Source organism: Chryseobacterium sp. DT-167 (genome assembly GCF_058310155.1).
The window spans coordinates 38,737-57,543 of the sequence record NZ_JBZEEQ010000008.1 but is presented as its reverse complement, the minus strand read 5'-3'; the positions used below and the strand labels follow the sequence as shown (position 1 = coordinate 57,543).

18 protein-coding genes are annotated in these 18,807 nt (G+C 34.3%); 9 read left to right on the top strand and 9 right to left on the bottom strand.

Annotated features, from left to right (window positions below):
• The first annotated feature begins 3 nt into the window (after positions 1–3).
• From AC4FQ5_RS11770 to AC4FQ5_RS11760, 3 genes are read left to right on the top strand one after another with little or no spacing between them, the layout of a single operon-like run.
• Positions 4–1,101 (top strand): RNA polymerase sigma factor, encoded by a 1,098-nt coding sequence (locus tag AC4FQ5_RS11770; protein WP_491143512.1) that lies wholly within the window; start codon positions 4–6, stop codon positions 1,099–1,101.
• A 10-nt stretch (positions 1,102–1,111) separates the two neighbouring features.
• Positions 1,112–1,984 (top strand): outer membrane beta-barrel protein, encoded by an 873-nt coding sequence (locus AC4FQ5_RS11765; RefSeq protein WP_491143511.1) that lies wholly within the window; start codon positions 1,112–1,114, stop codon positions 1,982–1,984.
• Positions 1,985–2,008: 24 nt separating this feature from the next.
• Entirely contained in the window at positions 2,009–2,977 is a 969-nt protein-coding gene (locus tag AC4FQ5_RS11760; protein WP_491143509.1) for a chorismate-binding protein, read from the top strand.
• 465 nt (positions 2,978–3,442) lie between these two features.
• On the opposite strand, the gene AC4FQ5_RS11755 is transcribed toward AC4FQ5_RS11760, so the two are convergent.
• From AC4FQ5_RS11755 to AC4FQ5_RS11715, 9 genes are all read right to left on the bottom strand, one after another.
• Positions 3,443–3,637 (bottom strand): hypothetical protein, encoded by a 195-nt coding sequence (locus tag AC4FQ5_RS11755; protein WP_491143507.1) that lies wholly within the window; start codon positions 3,635–3,637, stop codon positions 3,443–3,445.
• 3 nt (positions 3,638–3,640) lie between these two features.
• On the bottom strand, positions 3,641–4,243 hold the full coding sequence (locus AC4FQ5_RS11750; RefSeq protein ID WP_491143505.1) for a MarC family protein: 603 nt from the start codon (positions 4,241–4,243) through the stop codon (positions 3,641–3,643).
• Between the two features lie 44 nt (positions 4,244–4,287).
• Positions 4,288–6,024, bottom strand: coding sequence for a BatD family protein (locus tag AC4FQ5_RS11745; protein WP_491143503.1), 1,737 nt, complete (start codon positions 6,022–6,024; stop codon positions 4,288–4,290).
• On the bottom strand, positions 6,024–6,770 hold the full coding sequence (locus AC4FQ5_RS11740; protein ID WP_491143501.1) for a tetratricopeptide repeat protein: 747 nt from the start codon (positions 6,768–6,770) through the stop codon (positions 6,024–6,026). The genes AC4FQ5_RS11745 and AC4FQ5_RS11740 overlap by 1 nt, the downstream gene beginning before the upstream one ends.
• A gap of 98 nt (positions 6,771–6,868) precedes the next feature.
• A complete protein-coding gene (locus tag AC4FQ5_RS11735) occupies positions 6,869–7,876 on the bottom strand; it encodes a vWA domain-containing protein (RefSeq protein ID WP_491143500.1) in 1,008 nt (335 codons plus the stop codon).
• Entirely contained in the window at positions 7,876–8,868 is a 993-nt protein-coding gene (locus tag AC4FQ5_RS11730; protein ID WP_491143498.1) for a VWA domain-containing protein, read from the bottom strand. Before AC4FQ5_RS11730 ends, AC4FQ5_RS11735 begins: the two co-directional genes overlap by 1 nt.
• On the bottom strand, positions 8,861–9,757 hold the full coding sequence (locus AC4FQ5_RS11725; RefSeq protein WP_491143496.1) for a BatD family protein: 897 nt from the start codon (positions 9,755–9,757) through the stop codon (positions 8,861–8,863). Before AC4FQ5_RS11725 ends, AC4FQ5_RS11730 begins: the two co-directional genes overlap by 8 nt.
• A 51-nt stretch (positions 9,758–9,808) precedes the next feature.
• Positions 9,809–10,672 (bottom strand): DUF58 domain-containing protein, encoded by an 864-nt coding sequence (locus AC4FQ5_RS11720; RefSeq protein WP_491143494.1) that lies wholly within the window; start codon positions 10,670–10,672, stop codon positions 9,809–9,811.
• A gap of 85 nt (positions 10,673–10,757) precedes the next feature.
• Positions 10,758–11,762, bottom strand: a complete 1,005-nt coding sequence (locus tag AC4FQ5_RS11715; RefSeq protein ID WP_491143493.1) for an AAA family ATPase — start codon at positions 11,760–11,762, stop codon at positions 10,758–10,760.
• A 250-nt stretch (positions 11,763–12,012) separates the two neighbouring features.
• Here AC4FQ5_RS11715 and AC4FQ5_RS11710 point away from each other — a divergent pair, with 250 nt between their 5' ends.
• The 6 genes from AC4FQ5_RS11710 to AC4FQ5_RS11685 all read left to right on the top strand — a co-directional run bounded on the left by AC4FQ5_RS11710 (position 12,013) and on the right by AC4FQ5_RS11685 (position 18,766).
• On the top strand, positions 12,013–12,483 hold the full coding sequence (locus tag AC4FQ5_RS11710) for a DinB family protein (RefSeq protein WP_267598714.1): 471 nt from the start codon (positions 12,013–12,015) through the stop codon (positions 12,481–12,483).
• A 65-nt stretch (positions 12,484–12,548) separates the two neighbouring features.
• Positions 12,549–13,349 (top strand): 23S rRNA (guanosine(2251)-2'-O)-methyltransferase RlmB, encoded by an 801-nt coding sequence (rlmB, locus tag AC4FQ5_RS11705; RefSeq protein WP_491143490.1) that lies wholly within the window; start codon positions 12,549–12,551, stop codon positions 13,347–13,349.
• A gap of 70 nt (positions 13,350–13,419) precedes the next feature.
• Complete coding sequence (locus AC4FQ5_RS11700; RefSeq protein WP_491143488.1) at positions 13,420–14,466, top strand: DUF6263 family protein; 1,047 nt, start codon at positions 13,420–13,422, stop codon at positions 14,464–14,466.
• A gap of 79 nt (positions 14,467–14,545) precedes the next feature.
• Positions 14,546–14,773, top strand: coding sequence for a hypothetical protein (locus tag AC4FQ5_RS11695; protein WP_491143486.1), 228 nt, complete (start codon positions 14,546–14,548; stop codon positions 14,771–14,773).
• Positions 14,774–14,832: 59 nt separating this feature from the next.
• Positions 14,833–17,376, top strand: coding sequence for a YfhO family protein (locus AC4FQ5_RS11690; RefSeq protein ID WP_491143485.1), 2,544 nt, complete (start codon positions 14,833–14,835; stop codon positions 17,374–17,376).
• A 100-nt stretch (positions 17,377–17,476) separates the two neighbouring features.
• On the top strand, positions 17,477–18,766 hold the full coding sequence (locus AC4FQ5_RS11685) for a glycosyltransferase family protein (protein ID WP_491143483.1): 1,290 nt from the start codon (positions 17,477–17,479) through the stop codon (positions 18,764–18,766).
• Positions 18,767–18,807: the final 41 nt, after the last annotated feature.

The window sequence follows — 18,807 nt, the reverse complement described above, 5'->3', positions numbered from 1 at the left end:
GCAATGCCTAAAACAAAAACAGATTGGAATACAATATATGTCGATTTATCCCCAAAACTTTTGGGGATTTGTCGCAGATATATCGCAGACTTACAGACCGCAGAAGATCTTTTGCAGGACAGTTTTATTATCGCTATGCAAAAAAGCCATCAGCTGAAAGATAAAAAGGCTTTATTTGGCTGGCTCAAAGCCATTGTTGTGAATAATGCCTTACAGTACTTACGAAGCAGCTCCAAAGAAATTTTCGTCTCTACAGAAATATCAGAAATCCCGGAACCATTGATCGAAATGAACAACTCTGCCACAGAAAAAAATCACGTTTTAGCCTATGATTTCACCAGAGAAGAACTGTTGAAGTCTATCGACAGTCTGCCATTACATCACCGTTCGGTTTTCAATCTGTATTTTATCGAAAACAATTCTCATCAGGAGATTGCAAAACTATTGGGCATCAATGTCAACACTTCAAAATCTCATTTACTGAGAGCAAAAAAATCGGTTCAGAATTATCTGTTAAACAATTTTGTCGATCAAAACACACCGAAAAACAACAAAAAAATTACTCAACTACTTGTATTTTTAGGATTTGGAGGATTGATGTGGGCACAGACTTTTCAAAGTAAATTTGCAGATTTTAAAATTGCTCCGTCAAAAAATCTTTCAATTTCTGATGATATTTCTTTGAATACTGTTTCATTTTCAGGCTCCAGCAAAAATTTCCAAAAAAAGATGATTATTTCCGTTACCTTACTCATCACTCTTATCATTTCGGTCGTAGCATTTGAAGAAAACAAAGTACTCAAACAAAAATTTTCAGAAGCTGAATCTTCAATAAAAAATGAGCCCGGAATTGGTATAAATAATAATTCTTCGTCAGAACTAAAACCTGAAATTATTGAAAAAACAAATATTCAAAATCAGGAATCAAACGAAATTAATCTAAATCAGGAAATAAAAAATCAGGAAACTGCTTCAAAAGCAACTTTTGCCATAGAAAAAAAATTACCTTCAAAAGATTCTGCTGAAATTTCACCTAAAAAAGTTATTATTGTAAAAAAAGTCATTCAGAGAGATACTATTTTTATCGAAAGAGAAAATTAATACCAGAAACATGCTTTTTAGAAACATCACTTTCATTTTTACCGTATTGTCGCTGCAAATCATACCGGCGCAAAAAACGAAAGCAGATACTGTAGTGGTGTATGAAAAAGTGATTGTCTATGACACGATTTATTTAGAAAAAGCAATAAAAAGCAGAATAAGCGACGTACAAATCTCTCTCCCAATTTTAAATGTTCCAATCATAGAGAACGGAATTTCTCAAGTAAAGAAAACCACAACTCAGAAAAAAAGTTTTATTCAGGGTTTTCAATATGGTATTGAGGGTGGAATCGGCTTTAAAAACAGCAGTTGGGCAAAGGAATTGAATAGTGACACACAACAGTTCGGGGAAAATTTAGGAATATGGATTTCCAAGAGTGTGAGTCAAAATTTATATCTCATGTTATCCGCCAATATTTACCATTGGAATTCTACCTTTGATCTGGATGCCAATAAAGAAGACACCTATTTAAACGGGTTTTATTTCACACAAGACAGCCAACCGTTGTTATTTCAGAGATTTAATAACAAACATTTTGAATATACAGCACAGCTAAAAGTCTTGTATGAATGGAGAAAATTCAGACCGTTTGCAGGATTTGCTGTGAGTAAAAACACCTACAAAATGCAATTTTTAGTTCCTGAAAACAATGTTTTAAATAAACTTGATGATTTCAAAAGCAAACAATTCAACATCGGGTTCTCTTTCGGGCTGCAATATCGCATTTCGTCAAAAATATTGATTACTACAGATTATCAACAGTATTCACTAAACAATTTATCTTTAAAAAACAACTCATTTGATTTTGACATTTTTAAGACTAATAATACCTTTGCTGAACGAAAACTGAATCTGGGAATTTCTTATTTTATTTCCAGATAAAGGTTTTCATAAAGAATTCAACTTATGATTTACTTCAAATTTCCTTTCGACGAAAAACTCTATTCCACAGACGAAAATTCAGATAAAAGGGCAGTCATTTTTCAGTCGTTTGATCAGTCGGAAAAGATCAGTTTCAATGGAAATATTATTGAGGTAAATGATATAAAAGATACATTCTCCGGCAAATCATTACCTAAAAAAGAAGCTGATTTTTCTGCAGAAACTCATGAAGAATATCTGAATAAACTTGCGGAAGTCATTCATGTTATTAAAGAAAATAATCTTCCAAAACTGGTTCTTTCAAGAAGAAAAATTTTCAAAGACTTTAATGAAATCAATTTAGACCAAAGTTTTAAACATCTCTGTAATGCTTACCCGAATGCCTTCAGATATATTTTCATTAACGGTAAAGACTCATGGATTGGCGCTTTTTCTGAAGTTTTAGGAAAATTTAATAAAACTACTCACGAGTTTGAAACGATGAGTTTAGCAGGAACAATCCCGGTCTCTGAAAATTGGTCTGAAAAAGAGATCGAAGAACAAAAACCAGTTTCTTCATACATCCGAAACATTTTAGAAAAATTCAGTTCAGAAAATGATATTTACGAATCGGAAACTCATGATCATATTTCGGGAAACATCAAACATCTGAGAACCGATTTTAAATTGAAAGTAAATCCTGAAGATCTTGATTTGATCATTGAAGAACTTCATCCCACACCTGCTGTTTGCGGAATTCCGAAAGATTTTTGCAAGGAAAAAATTGAGCAATTTGAAAAATTCCCGAGAGAATTATATGCCGGATTTATCAGAATTGAAACCGATGATTTCATCCAGTATTTTGTGAATTTACGTTGTGCAAAACTTTATAGCAATTCTGTACATCTTTTCGTTGGCGGTGGAATCACTGCTCAAAGCAATCCGGAAAAAGAGTGGATAGAAACCGAACTGAAATCTGAAGCAGTTTTGAAAAATCTCTCTTTTATAAATTAATACATTTTAAGTAACGCACCGACTTTGTCGTTAGTATGCAAAAAGTAAATCTAAATTGTATATCTATTAAGAATGTCCATAATTAATTAGTAACAACTTAGTTTTTAACGGTTGGTTTGTCATTCCGTAGGAATCTCAACACCCTGAAAATAAAGCAGTTTAGATTCCTACGGAAATCGAAGATTCGACGAAGTCAATGACAAACATGATGCTGATTATAATTGATTTTGTGATTGAGTGAGACGCAGAAAGTAAAATCTAAATTGAATATTTATTAGATGAATGTCTGTAATTACTAATAACTTAGTTTTCAACGGTCGGTTTGTCATTCCGTAGGAATCTCGACAAAGATATAATGCAAAAGATTCCTTCGGAATGACAAACTAAATGGTGATTACTCTTTTATTAAAATCCCCTTTCAAATAGCTTTGAAAGGGGATTTTGATATTTTATTATGAAAAATAATTATTTCTTGACTCCGATTTTACTCCATGTATTCATGATGAAAAGTACAAACAACCCGATAACACCACAGATAATTGAAATAACATACTTCATATTATCTTCTGACGAAATCTCAGAATGCCAGTCTATCGCATAAATATTGATCGCGATAATTACAAGAAATACGATTAAAAATACTTTATAAAACTTCTGCATGACTTAAAAATTTATATAATTCTGCACCAATTGTGCAAAGTTTGCTGTAAATAATTTAATTGAAATTGCCAAAAGGATGATTCCGAAAACCTTCTGCAGAATCGATAAAGTCGCTTCTCCCATTTTCTTCTCCAGCCAAGGAGCTGATTTCAGCACCAAATATACGAAAATTGTATTGAGAATAATCCCAAGAATGATATTGATGTCATGAAATTCTGCCCGTAAAGACAAAGTTGTTGTCAGAGTTCCCGCTCCTGCAACCAGTGGAAAGGCAATAGGAACAATTGATGCAGCTTTCGCCTCGGTTGTTTTGTTGATTTCAATTCCTAAAATCATCTCTAAAGCAATAATAAAAATAACAAATGCCCCAGCAATTGCAAATGAATTGACATCTACGCCAATGAATTTCAGGATCTTATTTCCTACGAAAAGAAAAACGATCATGATCAACCCTGCTGTAATCGATGCTCTTTTGGCCTCAATCTGTCCAAATTTTTGCTTTAAACTTACAATAATAGGAATAGATCCTACAATATCGATCACCGCAAAAAGCACCATAAAACAAGTCATTGTTTCTTTAAAAGAAAAATCCTGAAGAATCTCCATTATTCAATAATTATTAATTTCGCAAAATTATGAATAAAAAATGATTATTTGCTAATCTGAGAATACAAATTGATAATATCTTTCAAAAGTTCACCAATTCCTTCTTCAGATTTTACCGGAGTATATTTTTCTATCTGAATTCTTTGAGAAAGATTTCTGTATTCTTCTGCTACAGAACTACCTTTATAATTTTCTAAAAACTGTCTGAAATCATCTTTAGAACTTTGAAAATACTGATTTCTTACTTCAGAATCCAATTCTTCAACTGTTATAAAGAACTGATCAAAGCTTTGACTGTCTTTTAGATTTTCAAGATAGGTAAAATAATCTCCAACATCAGTTTTCAGGCTTTCTCTGATTTCTCTTTCGGTTTCAGCGACAGATCCCAGATCTCTCGAAGCTGGTTTTTCCTTAACTATATTGCGTTTTTTTTGCCAATTTTTGAATAATAGATAAGCAATGAATAATCCTAAAAGAATTCCAAAATTGATAAAAAGAATTCGCCAATTAAATTTACTTTTTTCTTTTACTTTAAACGTTGTCGTTTTCAAAACCGGGCTATTCACTGTTTCCAGTAAAGTATTGGTATATTCATTTACCTTCTCGGCGGTAGAACGTGATTCTAAAACCTGATCGTGTGAGAATGCTGTGAGACTAAGAGTTTGCTGTCCTAAATTAACATATACTTTTTCTGTAGGATTAAAGAAAGCAAACTCTTCGGTTTTGATATTGAGAATTCCTGTTTTGTTGGGAATTAGCACATAATTTGCCAAAATATATCCTTTCATCCCTTCTACATCTGCTTTAACTCTTGATGTAATTTTCGGGGCAAATACTTCGTAATCAGGTGATGTTTCAATTTTTGGCAATTCCATGTTGGATAAATTACCTTCACCCGAAACTTTCAGTATAACATTGACAGGCTTTTTTGCCTCGATCTTTTCTTTAGCTTCGTGATAAACATCCACTTTAAAATTTCCCACTGCATTTTTAAAGCTTTCCGGGGAACCTTCAGGAAGTTTTTTAACATTCAGCTTTACTTTGTTGGAAACAATTTTATTTTTATGGGCATAGGAATTTACCGAAGCCGAAACAGACGGAACCTCAACATATCCCGACTCATTTGGAAACACAATGAACATGGCAAGAATCTGCGAAGGCATATTTCCGTAACCGGAAGGATCGATTTCAGATTTATGAAAATTGATAGGATGTACATTGAGATTGTCCTGCTCAGGAAGATGTATATTTTTTACCTTTCTGAGGTTATCCATATTTTTTGAATAAACCCTTAAAATGGCAACCGTCGGCTGATCCTGATAAACTTCCCTGTCTTCAATTTCCATATTGAGAAAAACATCTTTATCAGTATTTTTAGCAACAGGTTTTTTATCAATATCACGGATGAAGATATCAAAAGGTTCGGTTTTATAAATTTTGTTATTTACGGTAACGAGTACAGAACCTATTCTTATTTTTCCTTTTTGTTTAGGTTCTAGTGCAATTCTGGTAATGTATTGTTCTACTGCAACATTAGACTCGGGATCTCTTACGCCTTGGCTGAATGACCCGTTTCCGATCATATTAAACTTTGAAAGATCAGGAAGCTGAATTTTACTTTGCTGTACAAGATTATCACCATTCAGTTCTAAGATGATGGTAAGATTCACAATGTCTTTACCGTTATAATCACTTTTATCAGGTTTCATGGTGAGTTCTACCTGTCCGTAAGCGATTACGGATGTGAAAGTCAACAGTATGTAAAATAATTTTTGTTTCATCACCAATCTTTCTCGTTGCTTTGGGGCATTGAGTAAGAATTTTTATTTAAAATTCTTCTGGCGGTTTCTTTTTCTTTTTCGCTTACTTTATTCAATATGGCGTTCTCAAGATCTTTAGGCATTTTGCCCTGATTATTTTTATCCTTATCGGGCTGATCTCCTTCCGGGCTCTGTCCTTCATTTTTCTGACCTTTTCCCTGATCCTGACTCTGATCTTTAGGATCACCATTTTTGTCTTTATTTTTCTGCTGGTCATCGCCTCCGCCGCCTTTGCCGGATTTGCTTTCCTGGTTTTTCTTTTGTTGCTTTTCCTTCTCCTTCAATTTGGCAATCTCAAAATTCTTTCTTGTTGATTCGTTATAAGGATTTTGTTTCAGAGATTGTTTGTAATAATCGGCTGCTTTCTCTGGCTGATTCATCTGCATATAAGTGTTGCCAAGATTATGCAGAGCTGCAGCCTTATCGGGAATAGTCTCTGAAAGACTTTGCGCCTTCTCAAATTCCGATTTTGCTTCTTCGTATTTTTTGCTTTTATATAAAGCATTTCCCAAATTATAGTGTGCTGTAAAATCTTTTTCGTTAGCTTTTACCGCCTCCATATACCTTGATGATGCACCATCGTAATCTTTACTGTTGAATTTCTGATTCCCTTCATAAACCAAAGTTTTATAATTCTTCTGCCCAAACAATACGTTTGCGAAAGAGAAAGCAATCATCAACGATAAAAATAAAATTTTAGTATTCATCACTTGCAAAATTATTCCTTTATATGTTAAGAAACAGTCTATTATTTGTTAAAATTGGGTTAAAGTATTCACCAGAGTAAGATTTTAATAAAAGCAAATTAAATATTAAAATCTCTTTTCGGATTAAAGAGAAAAATGATCAGGAAAAAAAATATCGAAACGGCAAGAAAGTACTGATAATAATGATTGGCGTTTTGAGACTTAACCAGACTTTCCGTAGAAGAAGCTTTTTTATTTAGGGCTTCTATGATTTTGTCCGGTGCCTCATTGATATTATTTCCGTCGATATAGCTTCCGCCTGTAGATTCTGCAATTTTATTCAAAGCTTCGGTCTGTCTTTTAGAGATTACGGTCTGTCCGTTCATATCACTTTTATATCCCATTAATTGTCCGAATTCATATTCCGGGACGGGTGCTCCTTCATCAGAACCTATTCCGACTGACGTGACGATGATTCCTTCCCGGTTGGCTAATTTTATTGCAGCATTGTCATTACCTTCATTATCTTCGCCGTCACTCAGCAAAACGACTTTTCTTGAACCTTTGTTGATATCTTTAAATTTATCTGCGGCAGTTTCCATAGCTTTCAAAAAGTCAGTTCCCTGAATTTTTATGGAGCTGGTTTCAACACCATTTATATAAGTTTCCGCCGAATTGTAATCGGTGGTCAAAGGCATAATTGAAGTTGCCTGACCTGCAAAAATAATCATCCCTACTTTATCATTCTTCAGCTTCTGCATGGTTTGAATCACCAGATTTTTTGCTTCAACCAAACGATTTGGCTCAATATCTTCCGCATTCATCGAGTTGGAAACATCCAGCATAAAAATCACATTATTAAATTTCTGCTTGGTCGTCACTTCTTCAGAACCGCTCAGCAGATCAATGATTGAGAAAATCAAAAATAATGTCGCAAGAAAATACAATGCTGGAAATACTTTAATAAAACCAGATTTTTTTTCAAATAAAGCTTCCTGAAAACGACTTTCGGCAAAAAAATCTCTGCTCTTTTTTTTCCATCTTAAATATCGCATAAGGAAAAGAGACAGAACCGGTAAAAGTAATAATAATAGTAAGTACCAATAATTTCCTAAATACAAATCCATCAGCTTAAAAATTTATATAATACCCATCTTAATAACGCATCGAAAAACAACATTCCCAAAGCAACCCAAAGGAAAATTTTGAAATATTCCTGATAATTGTAAAGCTTAGAAACTTTCACATCAGATTTTTCAAGCTGGTTGATTTCGCTGTATACTTCTTCCAAACTGCTGTTTGATGTCGCACGGAAATATTTTCCTCCGGTTTCCTGAGCAATTTCTCTTAAAACAGGCTCATCAATCTGTACCTGCGTTTCGGTAAAAACCAAATCTCCGAAAACATCCACCTGAGTCGGCATCAATGCAATCCCGTTTGTTCCTACACCAATAGAATATACTTTAATATTGTTATTTCTTGCCAATTCGGCTGCAACCTGTGGCGGAATTGCATTTTCAACATTGTTGACACCATCCGTCATCAGGATGATAATTTTACTCTTCGCTTTGCTTGTACGAAGATGATTTACTGCAACAGAAAGTCCTTCACCGATTGCGGTTCCAGGATAAAGTTCGGCTGTGTTCAGATTTTTAAATTCATCAATGACAACCTGATGATCTGAAGTTACCGGAACTTTTGTAAATGCTTCAGAAGCGTAAGTTACTACACCAATTCTGTCGTTTGGACGCTTTTCGACAAACTGAATAGCGATTTCTTTAAGTGCCGTCAATCGGTCTGGTGAAAGATCTTTAGACAACATACTTAATGAAACATCTACCGCAAACATAATATCTACGCCTTTTGTGTCGTCTCTGTCCTGAGAAATGGTAAACGTTCTCGGTCTTGCCATCGCGATAAAAAGACAGGAAAGAATGATATATTTTGAAATTTTAAGTAAAAAAAGAACAGGTAAAATTCCGTTGCTGCTATTCATATTCTGAACAGTAGGAACTTTGATTCCTTTCAGTTTTTTTCTGCTGACATCTCTGATTAATAAAGGAATAAACAAAAGAAACAGAAATAAAAACCACGGACTGTAGAACTCAAAATTAAACATCTTTTCTAAGGTTTTCAAATTCTATATCCTTTGATGATCTTTTCACAAAGTCTTTGATTTCGTTAAAATCTTTTTCCATCGTCTGCTGATCGGGGAAAGTTTTGGCAAATTTCACCAGATCACCTCTGAAAAAGACATCTTCAATTATTTTTTCGTTGTCTTGAGAAATGGTATTGTTTTGCTTCATCAATTGCACAAGATCATCGGTCAGCAAAACATCTGCGGGAATTCTGTACTGATTTGCTATAAACTTTCTCGAAATATCAATCAGTTCTACATAAAATGAACGGTAATTTCCTTCTTCAATATATTTTTTCTTTTTTAATGAATCCAGTTCTTTCAAAGTCTGATTGGTTGCAACGACCGGAGAATCTTTTGATTTTCTACCGTATTTCACAAACATAATGATGGCGATAATTAAAGCAATCAAAGCCAAGGCTGCCAAAACATACCATTTATAAAGCTCCCAATAATCTTTCACATCCAACTTTACATCCTTATTATTCATGATATCGTTGATGACATCACCTTTTTGGGCAGTGTTTACCACCTCAACTTCGTAAGGAATTGTTTTTAAAATCTTATCTCCCACTTTAAATTCAAGTTCAGGAATGGTGTAAGTACCTTCATCGAAAATCGAGAATTCAATTTTTCTTTCATAAGAATTGGGCTGAACTCCGATGCTGTCTTTAATTTCTTCAAAATGAAAGGGCAATAACTGATCTTTGGCTGCAGCTTTTACTTCCTGATTGTTGAGATTATCAATTTTTACCGTAAAATGATTGACTTCACCGAGAGCCAGTGTTTTCTTTTCAAGATTCGAGGAAAGGATCTGTGAAAAAGCATTTGCACAGATGAAAAATGATAAAAGTAGTAATAATTTTTTCAATTTTAAATGATCAATTTTGGCAAAAGCCTAATTTATTTTTAAATTCTAAATTTATTTTTTCTGGAAATAATGATACAGCAACTTCGAATAATCATCCGCAGTATTGATATTCATAAAGCTTGCCGAGCTGTTGGCAAAATCTTCTTCTAAAGCTCTGAGCTTCTGTTTCTGAGCTTCGGCAAAAGTATATCTCCATCTTGCATTTGATGTATTGACCCAAACTTCCTTTCCGGTTTCGGTATCATGAAAAAGTGTGTATCCCACATCAGGGATTTCGTTGTCTTTTTCATCAAAAATTCTCATTCCCAAAAGCTGATGTTTTTTTGAAGCTACTCTCAACATTTTAGAATCGTAAGCATCTCCAAAGTCTGAAAGTAAAAAAACTAATGATTTTCTTTTGAAAATTCCCATCATATATTCTAAGGCCTTATCAATTTTTGAAACTGCAGGAACATAATCGGCGGTCAGAATATTACTGATAATCGACAAAATGTGCTTTCTCCCTTTTTGTGGCGGGATTACCTTATAAACTTTATCCGCAAACAAAATCAATCCCACTTTATCATTATTTCCTGCTGCTGAAAATCCTAAACTTGCGGCAATTTCTGCTACGTATTCTCTTTTCAACTGAGTTTTTGTTCCGTAATCCATTGAAGCCGAAATATCAACCAAAATCATCATGGTCAATTCGCGCTCCTCTTCCATGACTTTCACAAATGGTTCACGGAAACGTGCCGTTTTGTTCCAGTCGATTCTGCGGATTTCATCACCAAATTGGTAAGGACGGACTTCAGAAAACGTCATTCCCTGTCCTTTAAAAGCACTGTGATATTGTCCCATCAAAGAAGCTTCCGTCTTCTTGCGAGTACGGATTTCTATCTGCTTTACTTTTTTTACAATGTCTTTTATCTGCATAGTTTCAAATGTAACAATGTATCAGTTTATCAATATAACAATCTCAAAATTGTTAAACTGATACATTGGTAAATTGCTACATTATTTATGGTGCCTGAATTTTAGCCAAAATTCTATTTACAATTTCTTCAGAAGTAATTTCTTCTGCTTCTGCTTCAAAAGTCAATCCGATTCTGTGTCTTAAAACATCTTTTGCCAATTCTTTTACATCTTCAGGAATTACAAACGCTCTTCCTCTCAAAAATGCATAAGCTCTTGAAGCAATTGCTAAATTGATAGACGCTCTCGGTGAAGCTCCGAAGCTGATATAATTTTTTAATTCAGAAAGACCATATCTTTCTGGAAAACGTGTTGCAAAAACCATGTCAAGAATATATTTCTCAATTTTTTCATCCAGATAAATCTGGTTGACAATAGATTTAGCTTCTACAATATTCTGTAAAGAAATCACCGGTTTTACGATATATTGATGTGAAGTAGAAACCATTCTCATCACTTTTCTTTCATCTTCAAATTCAGGATAATCAATAGTGCATTTCAGCATGAAACGGTCACTCTGAGCTTCCGGTAAAAGATAAGTTCCTTCCTGGTCGATCGGGTTTTGAGTTGCCAAAACTAAAAATGGTTTTGGAAGATGCATTGTTTCATCGCCAATGGTCACCTGTTTTTCCTGCATCACTTCCAAAAGTGCCGATTGTACCTTTGCCGGAGCTCTGTTGATCTCATCCGCAAGGACGAAATTTGCAAAAACAGGACCTCTTTTTATAGAAAAATCGTTTTCTTTAATATTATAAATCATCGTTCCCACAACATCTGCAGGAAGAAGATCGGGCGTAAACTGAATTCTGGAAAAATCACCATGTACAGCTTCTGCCAAGGTTTTTATCGCCAATGTTTTTGCCAACCCGGGAACACCTTCCAGCAAAACGTGACCATTACCCAAAAGCCCAATCAAAAGCCTGTCGATCATGTATTCCTGTCCGATAATTACTTTGTTGATTTCCTGCCTCAAAAGTGAAAAGAAATAATTTTGTTCTCTTACTTTTTCTGTGAGTTGACGAATGTCTTCTGCTTGATATGAATCTGACATAGTTTAAATTAAAATAATTGGTAAATTTCTAATAAATACTTGCATTAATCAACACAATGAATGCCATTTTTGAGTTAAAATTTGTTAAATATTCCGCTAGCTCTGAGAGATTCGAAATCGCTACAATCATAAATTGTATTTCTTTTAAATGTAAAATCATAAAAAATACATAAATTTTACTTTAAACCCCTATTCAAAAATTGTCATTTTCAGTTTATTAAACTATTTTTGGTGATTAAATTTTTGAAATATGAATTATCATTTTCAAGCACACAGACAAGTTAGAAAAAACCTTTTGGATATCCTGCAGGACACTTCTCACGAAGACCTTTTATTAATTCCCGACGGTTTTAATAACAATATGTACTGGAATATTGCACACACAGTTGCTACACAGCAATTGCTGCATTATTATCTGAGCGGAAATCCTTTTAGAATCGATAAATACTGGATCGAAACTTATAAAAAAGGAACCATGCCGAACCTGAATGTACAAAAGTCTGAAGTGGAAGATCTTGAATTTCTTTTAACCGAAACTTCAAAGATTTTGATGAAGGATTATGACAGTGATTTCTTTTCAGATTATACTCCTTACACCACAAGTTTTGGGATGGATCTGAAAAGCATTCAGGATGCAATTATTTTTAACAATATGCACGAAAGCCTACATTACGGTTATGCAATGGCGCAAAAGAGAGCAATTTTAGGAGAAAAGTTTTAAAATAGCCAAGCAAAAAATAAGTTTGAATAAGTAAGTTTATTCATTAAAAATAAAAAAATAAAATTTTGGAAGATTTTCAACATAAGAACTCAAAACCTGAATTCAGAAATTCAGAACCTAATAAAAAAGACGATTTTATATTCGGACTTCGTCCCGTATTGGAAGCTATTGAAGCAGGGAAAACAATTGACAAGATCTTTGTGCAGAATGCTTTGCAGGGAGAAATATATGCAGAGTTGAAAGCTGTTTTAGCAAAATATAAAATACGTCCGAACTACGTTCCGGTTGAAAAGCTGAACCGCTTTACAAGAAAAAACCACCAAGGTGTGGTGGCGTTTATTTCAGATGTCCCGTTCCACAAAATAGAAAATATCATTCCTGAATTATTTGAGGAAGGAAAAGTACCTTTTATATTAATCTTAGACAGATTAACTGACGTAAGAAACTTTGGAGCCATCTGCAGAACGGCAGAATGTGTTGGAATTCATGCAGTTGTCATTCCGGAAAAAGGTGGAGCGCCGATCAATTCTGATGCGATAAAAACTTCTGCAGGAGCCATGTACAATATCAAAATCTGCAAAGAGAATAATTTAGCTCATGTTGTAGATTATTTACAGCAAAGCGGAGTTTCTGTATTTGCAGCAACTGAAAAAGCACAAAAATTGATTTACGATGTTAATTTCACAGAACCTTGCGCAATCGTAATGGGTAACGAAGAAACAGGGATTTCAAAAGAAGTTCTTCATCATTCAGACGAAAAAATCAAACTTCCGATTGAAGGAAAAACACAGTCACTAAACGTTTCTGTAGCTTGTGGAGCAATTCTTTACGAAGCAATGAGACAAAAATTGATGAAAATTAATTAAAATTTAAAAAAAAATACATTTCTTTTCCCAACCATACAGGGTGGAAATTTCTCAAAACCGAATACTATTTATGAAAAATATAGCAGCAATAGCATTGATCTCTTTAGCCATCATTTCTTGTAAAAAAGAGACTGCAACAATCACCAAAGTAGACCCGAAAACAGGAAAAACCATTACGGTTGAAGTTCCTGCGGATTCTGTGGCTGAAGTAAAAGCAAACCCTGCCATCAAAGATTCTTTGGGTGTTTTCACACAATCTTTTAAACTTGAAAAAGGCAAGACTTATCCTTTGACGACTTACCAGAGAGATGTAAAAACAATGACTGATCCTTCAGGGAAAACTTTGAACGGAACAAGCGAATCTACAGATGAAATGACTTTTACGGTAAATGATGTGAAAGCAGGAATTTACGACATTACTATCAATCTGATCGGGAAGAGAAATTCTCAGAGTGCAGATGGAAAAACCATTGTCGTAGATACAAAACTGCCAATTCCTAAAGAAGACAATCTTAAAATGATCTGGAATGTAAACCGTGCGTTGACCGGTAACAAGCTGAATATGAAGATGGACGGCAAAGGAAATGTGATCTCAATTACAGGTTTTGAAGCTGTTTACACTAAAATTGGAAATGCTCTTGGAACACTTATAAAAGATGCCAACCAAAAAGCTAGTGCCGTTGCTAGTCTTAAACAAAGCTTTAACGAAAAAGTTTTAAAAGATCAGTTTTCTAAAAACCTCACGATTATTCCTAAAAAAGGAGTAAAAATCGGTGAAAAATGGACAACCAGCGAAAGTGCAGATGAAAGCGGAAAATATAAAGTGACCTCAAACTACGTTCTGAAAAGTGTAGGAAACGGAATCGCAGAAATTTCTGTAACCGGAGGAATTCCTAAAAAAGAAGAGAAGAAATCTCAGGGTGAAATGACTCACAGCATGAGCAGCGAACTGGCGCAAAACGGAACGATTAAATTTGACCAAAATACAGGCTGGATTACCAATCAGAATATCAATGTAAAAACCACTCAGGTAGAAACGATCTCTGACGGAAAGCAATCTCAGTCAATGAAAAGTGTTTCAAACTCCTCTGTAATGGTGAATCCGGCAGCGAAATAGAGTTTTAGGGTTTGAGAGTTTTAGCATTATCAGATGATAATCAAACTTAAAATCTTGAATTTTAAATATTAAAATAATTATGTCTTTAATTAAAGGTATTTTTGAGGTAGTTCTCGCTACCATTATTATTTTCTTTGTATGGAATATTTTAAAAAGAATATTCTTCAACAAGTTTTATAAATATACAGGTTTCAGACCCAATAACAATCAGGAGAAGGAAGCCAAAAAGTCAAATACAAATATTGACAAAAAAGTGAAGTGGGACGCAGAAACTGTGGACTACGAAGAAGTGAAAGAGAAAAGATAATTTATAAATATTCTTTAATCTCAAAAACATCTAAAATTTAATATCTACTGATAACCAAAATGGCAAAAAATAAAAACTTAATTTACATTGCAATTTCCATCGTTGCATTCTTAGTTTTAGCATTTTTATATTCCACTCCTGTATTTACGGGAAAGCAGCTTTTCCAGCATGATATCGTACAATATCGAGGCGGTGCAAAAGAACTTATCGATTACAGAGACAGCTACGATAAAGAAACGTACTGGAGCGATTCTATGTTTGGAGGAATGCCGACTTACCAGATGGGAAGCCGTTTTGAAGGTGATATTATTAAAAAACTAGACAGTTATCTCAATATTCTTCCGAGACCTGTCAACTATCTTTTTCTTTTGTTTTCAGGGTTTTTCCTTTTGGGAATGGTCGCTGTCAGAAACTGGAAATATGCACTTTTAGGAGCCACATTTTTTGGGCTTTCCACCTATTTCTACATCATTATCGCAGCAGGACACAACGGAAAAGTTAATACCATAGAATATTTTGCACCACTTTTAGCGGGAATTTTATTAGTTTACATCCGAAAAAAGTATGTTCTCGGTTTTATTGTCACTACCCTTTTCTTCGGATTACAGGTTGCTGCCAATCATCCACAGATGACGTATTACCTGTTTTTGGGACTAGGATTTTTATTCTTGTCTGAATTGATCAGAGCTATCCAAAAGAAAACTCCGATGAAACATTTCCTGATTTCGTCAGGAATTATTGCAGGTGCTTTAGCGATTGGTGTTGGGATGAATTCTCAGCGAATCATGGCCAACTCTGAATACATCAAAGAAACCGTAAGAGGAAAACAGATTTTAAATACTGAAAACCATACTGCCGGAAATTCCGGAATGGATAAAGAAAGTATTCTGATGTGGAGCTATGGCAAACTGGAAACCTTAAACCTTTTCATTCCAAGATTAATGGGAGGCGGAAGTCAGGAACCTGAAGCCGCAGAAATGATGGAAAAAGTACAGCAGCTGGTACAAGACAACGTCACTTCACAAGCTGAATATGACAGAATTTCTAAAGGTTTCGGAAGCGTGACATATTGGGGAGACCAACCGGGAACTTCAGGACCGGCTTATCAGGGAGCAATTGTATGTTTCTTAGCACTTTTAGGATTCTTTTTCGCATCAAAAAAATACCGTTATTGGATCTTAGGAGCAACTATTCTGACCATTCTTTTAGCTTGGGGAAGCAACTTTATGCCTTTGTCAGATTTCTTCATCGATTATATTCCTTTTTATAGCAAATTCAGAGCACCATCTTCTATTTTGGTTGTAGTAGAATTACTATTTCCTCTGATTGCCATCATCGGATTGTACAGATTTTACACCGATTCGAAACTAGAGGAAGATTATAAAAAGAAGGTTCTTACGTATGTGAGCGGAGGAGTTTTAGGTTTGACTTTAATATTTATCTTATTCGGAAAATCACTATTAGGTTTCCATACCGATAATGAAAAGACCTATTTACCTCCTTTCTTACTTGATTATTTAACGGAAGAAAGATTCAAATTATTTAGAATTGATGCGATTAAAGCTTTATTGTATGTTGGAATTACAGCAACCGTTTTATTCTTTAGTTTAAAACAAAAATTAAATCAGAATGTTGCTTTGATTATCATCGGAGCTGTAAGTTTATTTGATCTTTGGACCGTTAACAAACGTTATCTTAATGATGAAAATTATGTAGATAAAATCTTCGCCGAAAACCCTTTCCAAACTGAAGGTTCAGATTATCTGGCTGAGAAAGTGGGTGACAATCCTAATTTACAATCTATTTTAGCAAGTATCCCTGTCAACAAAATCTTAGAAACGATTGCTGAAAAAGACAAAAAACATTACAGAGTGTACAATCAGGTTTTAGGAGTGACAAGCGAAACCAATACTTCTTATTTCACATCTTCAATCGGTGGTTATCATGCTGTCAAACTCAGACGTTATGATGATTTGTTAAATGAATATATCACAAATGCAGACAGTATAAAAACGCCAAAAATCCTGAATTTACTGAATACAAAATACATGATTTTCGGAAATCCGCAAGAGCCACAAGTTGTTCCTAATCCTAATGCGAACGGAAATGCCTGGTTTGTTGGTGATCTGAAATTTGTAAATACTCCAGACGAAGAAATTAAATCACTCGGAAATATTGATTCTAAGAAAACAGCTGTAATAAGCGCTTCAGACAAAACATACTTTAATGGGAAACAAGTGCAGCCAGATTCTACAGCTTCGATCAATTTAACAAAGTATGAAGCAAACGAACTGGAATTTAAATCTCAATCTAAAACTCCGCAGTTAGCTGTTATTTCAGAGATTTATTATCCTCACGGCTGGAAAATGTTTGTGGACGAAAAAGAAGTTCCGTACATCAAAGCAGATTATCTTTTACGTGCTGTACACGTTCCTGCCGGAGAACACAGCATCAGAATGGTTTTCGAACCGAAAGTAATAGAAACCGGAAAATGGATTTCTCTACTTTGCTTCGGATTGTTTATTGTATTGAGTGCGGGTGGAATATATTTTATGTACCGCAAAAAAGATGGAAAAGAAATTTTGATCGAAGAAAAATTATAATTAATGTTTGTCATTTCGTAGGAATCCAGGTAAGATTATAAATTACTATAAAAACTTTGACTGGATTTCTCCGGAATGACAAAAGGAATTCAGATTTTATATGGAATCAAAAAAAATCCTTATCATCACCTATTATTGGCCACCTGCAGGTGGACCGGGAGTTCAGCGATGGTTGAAGTTTGCAAAATATCTACCGGAATTTGGCTGGACGCCCATCATTTTCACTCCCGAAAATCCGAGTTATCCTTTGATTGATGAAAGTTTGATGAAAGATGTTCCCCAAGATTTAGAAATCATAAAAACTAAAATCTGGGAACCTTATCAGTTGGCAGAAAAGCTCAATAAAAGCAATAAAAAATTCAAAGCCGGACAGTTTGATGTAGGAAACAATCAAAGCTGGAAATCTAAGCTATCAATTTGGGTACGCGGAAATTTTTTTATTCCCGATGCAAGAGTTTTTTGGGTGCAGCCTTCTGTGAAATTTTTAGAGCAATATTTAAAAATTAATAAAATTGATGTGGTCGTTACTTCGGGACCTCCACATTCTTTACATCTGATTGGTTTACAATTAAAAAATAAATTTCCAAATATTAAATGGATTGCCGATTTCCGTGATCCGTGGACTGAAATTTCTTATTATAAACATTTAAAACTCACCAATAAATCTGACAAAAAACACCGTCAACTGGAAAGTGATGTTTTCAAAAATGCAGATATTACTTTAGCCACAAGCTATACAGACGCTGAAAATTTCAAAGAAAACGGTGCAAAGGCAGTTTGTATTACGAATGGTTTTGATGAAAGCGATGCTTCAAAAACCCTCAAACCCTCAAACTCTCCAACATACTTTACACTCAGTTATATCGGCGTTCTTGAACAGCTTAGAAATCCTGAAAATCTATGGAATACGCTTGATGATTTAGTCAAAACAAATACAGATTTTGCAGAAAACTTCAGGTTGAAATTTGTAGGAAGAATTGATGATAAGATTTTAAATTCTATTGAAAATTCAAGCTTAAAAAATCACATTGATAATCTCGGTTATCTCTCGCACGATAAAGCAATTGATGAAATGTCCAGTTCTTCAATGCTATTGATTACCAATTTTCCGAATGAATCATCTAAAGGGATTATTCCAGGGAAGATCTTTGAATATTTAGCGACTGGGAAACAAATAATTTCTTTTGGTCCAAATGAAGCTGACGTGGCAAAAATTTTAGATGAAACAAAAGCCGGACAACACTTTAGTTATCAAGATTCTGAAATTATTAAAATTTTCATCTTAGAAAAATTTGAACTTTGGAAAAGTGGGAATCTTTTAGAAAATACTGGGAATATTGAACAGTTTTCAAGAAAAAATTTGACCAAAACTTTAGCTCAGATTTTGTAAACTACCCCGTCTTCAACTTCGTTGAATCCACCCCTTCAAAG

Bases quoted from the DNA above. Each gene is read 5' to 3' on its own strand.
- AC4FQ5_RS11770 (WP_491143512.1), top strand. From the start codon at position 4: ATGCCTAAAACAAAAACAGATTGGAATACAATATATGTCGATTTATCC.
- AC4FQ5_RS11690 (WP_491143485.1), top strand. From the start codon at position 14,833: ATGGCAAAAAATAAAAACTTAATTTACATTGCAATTTCCATCGTTGCA.
- AC4FQ5_RS11740 (WP_491143501.1), bottom strand. From the start codon at position 6,770: ATGAATACTAAAATTTTATTTTTATCGTTGATGATTGCTTTCTCTTTC.
- AC4FQ5_RS11715 (WP_491143493.1), bottom strand. From the start codon at position 11,762: ATGTCAGATTCATATCAAGCAGAAGACATTCGTCAACTCACAGAAAAA.
- AC4FQ5_RS11755 (WP_491143507.1), bottom strand. From the start codon at position 3,637: ATGCAGAAGTTTTATAAAGTATTTTTAATCGTATTTCTTGTAATTATC.
- AC4FQ5_RS11695 (WP_491143486.1), top strand. From the start codon at position 14,546: ATGTCTTTAATTAAAGGTATTTTTGAGGTAGTTCTCGCTACCATTATT.
- AC4FQ5_RS11730 (WP_491143498.1), bottom strand. From the start codon at position 8,868: ATGTTTAATTTTGAGTTCTACAGTCCGTGGTTTTTATTTCTGTTTCTT.
- AC4FQ5_RS11735 (WP_491143500.1), bottom strand. From the start codon at position 7,876: ATGGATTTGTATTTAGGAAATTATTGGTACTTACTATTATTATTACTT.
- AC4FQ5_RS11765 (WP_491143511.1), top strand. From the start codon at position 1,112: ATGCTTTTTAGAAACATCACTTTCATTTTTACCGTATTGTCGCTGCAA.
- AC4FQ5_RS11750 (WP_491143505.1), bottom strand. From the start codon at position 4,243: ATGGAGATTCTTCAGGATTTTTCTTTTAAAGAAACAATGACTTGTTTT.
- AC4FQ5_RS11685 (WP_491143483.1), top strand. From the start codon at position 17,477: ATGGAATCAAAAAAAATCCTTATCATCACCTATTATTGGCCACCTGCA.
- AC4FQ5_RS11760 (WP_491143509.1), top strand. From the start codon at position 2,009: ATGATTTACTTCAAATTTCCTTTCGACGAAAAACTCTATTCCACAGAC.
- AC4FQ5_RS11700 (WP_491143488.1), top strand. From the start codon at position 13,420: ATGAAAAATATAGCAGCAATAGCATTGATCTCTTTAGCCATCATTTCT.
- AC4FQ5_RS11745 (WP_491143503.1), bottom strand. From the start codon at position 6,024: ATGAAACAAAAATTATTTTACATACTGTTGACTTTCACATCCGTAATC.
- AC4FQ5_RS11710 (WP_267598714.1), top strand. From the start codon at position 12,013: ATGAATTATCATTTTCAAGCACACAGACAAGTTAGAAAAAACCTTTTG.
- AC4FQ5_RS11720 (WP_491143494.1), bottom strand. From the start codon at position 10,672: ATGCAGATAAAAGACATTGTAAAAAAAGTAAAGCAGATAGAAATCCGT.